This is a genomic window from Lactobacillus sp. UMNPBX19 (genome assembly GCF_002553805.1).
In the GTDB taxonomy this organism is placed as follows: domain Bacteria; phylum Bacillota; class Bacilli; order Lactobacillales; family Lactobacillaceae; genus Lactobacillus.
On sequence record NZ_PCYR01000115.1, the window covers coordinates 1 to 433 of the forward strand.

A 433-nucleotide genomic window follows, 5' to 3' on the forward strand; every position below is an offset into this window, starting at 1 on the left:
TAGCATCTGCTTGATTATCAACATGTGCAGATGTTTCGATTTTTAAACTAACCAACTGGAAAGGTTTCATAAAAAACCATTGTTTTGTCTGAAATGTTTGAATCTTTGGATAAGTTAAGTGAAGTTGTTGTTTGTTGAATAAACCTTGCTTAATCATAATTTCATCGGCTGAAATAGTATAAGTTAGCGTGGCATAACGACTGACTATAAAAAAAACACCCACACAAACAGCTGCCACTAACCACCACCATAATTGATTAGCCACACCTAATAACAATAAAACCCACCAAGTCTTCACTTCTTCAACCAAAAAAATGACTAACGCTAATGGATGAAGGTGTTTTGCTTTAACTGTCATAAACATCCTCTTCCTTTGCTAAATCCATAATTTGATTTTTTAATTGCGTCGCCGTTGCCAGATCGACACCGCCAA

Annotated in this window: 1 protein-coding gene; it reads right to left on the reverse strand. The window is 35.6% G+C overall.

Annotated features, from left to right (window positions below):
* The coding region (locus CP370_RS09340; RefSeq protein WP_158227046.1) for a PH domain-containing protein at positions 1 to 358 on the reverse strand (358 nt) is incomplete at its 3' end.
* Positions 359 to 433: the final 75 nt, after the last annotated feature.